Source organism: Luteimonas endophytica (assembly GCF_029887875.1).
Classification (GTDB): Bacteria; Pseudomonadota; Gammaproteobacteria; order Xanthomonadales; family Xanthomonadaceae; genus Luteimonas; species Luteimonas endophytica.
Genome location: NZ_JARXRM010000001.1, coordinates 1 through 1,052, shown reverse-complemented (window position 1 = coordinate 1,052; position 1,052 = coordinate 1). Strand labels below are relative to the sequence as shown.

The 1,052-nt window shown below is 72.8% G+C and carries 1 pseudogene; it reads left to right on the top strand.

The annotated features are described in order from the left end of the window. A pseudogene (locus QFW77_RS00005) lies at positions 1-1,052 on the top strand (ESPR-type extended signal peptide-containing protein); the annotation flags it as partial.

Sequence of the window (1,052 nt, the reverse complement as noted above, 5' to 3'; positions counted from 1 at the left end):
CTGCAGTCGAGCGCGACCGGCTACAGCAGCACGGCCGGCGGCGACTACAGCACCGCCAATGGCGGCTTCAGCTCGGCCGGCGGCTACGGCGCGACGGCGCTGGGCTACGGCGCCGAAGCGTCGACCGATTTCTCGACCGCGGTGGGGCTCGATGCGACCGCCAGCGGCCTGGGCAGCACCGCGGTCGGCGGTCTGGCCGATCTGGTGCCCGGGCTGGGCTTTCTGGTGCCCGCCGTCGCCGCGGGGGATGCCTCGACCGCGCTCGGCGCCGGCTCCGGCGCCTGGGGCGACTACAGCACCGCCACCGGCGTCCTGTCCCAGGCCGACGGCGTGGAAGCCACCGCACTCGGCTACTTCGCCTATGCGCAAGCCGACTTCGCAACCGCGGTGGGTGCGGAAGCCTGGGCCAGCGGCGCCAATGGCACTGCGCTCGGCTTCTACAGCACGGCCTATGGCGACGACAGTCTCGCCCTGGGCGCCTATTCGATGACCCATACCGACGCCGACAACAGCGTGGCGCTGGGCAACGGTTCGTTCGCCGACCGCGCCAACACGGTCTCGGTGGGCGACGAAGGCGAAGAGCGGCAGATCACCAACGTCGCGGCGGGCACCGAGGACACCGATGCGGTGAACCTGGCGCAGCTCGACGAGGTAGCGGCGGGCGCTGAAGAGACCGCGCGCTACTTCAAGGCGACCGGCGAGGGCGAGGCGTACGCCGACGGGATCGAGGCGACCGCCTCGGGTTCCGACGCTTACGCCGAAGGCGACTACTCGACCGCGACCGGTTCGGCGAGCTATGCCTCGGGCACCGGCTCCTCGGCGTTCGGCAGCGGCGCGCAGGCCTGGGGCCAGTACGCCACGGCCTCCGGCTACAACGCGGTCGCCGACGGCGACAGCAGCACCGCGGTCGGCGGCTGGCTGTACTACGAGGACCCGGACACCGGCGAGGTGCTGCTCGACCAGACCACCACGGCGAGCGCGGAAGGCGCCTCGGCGTTCGGCGCGGGCGCGCAGGCCACCGGTGCGTTCAGCACCGCGACCGGTGCGGCGGC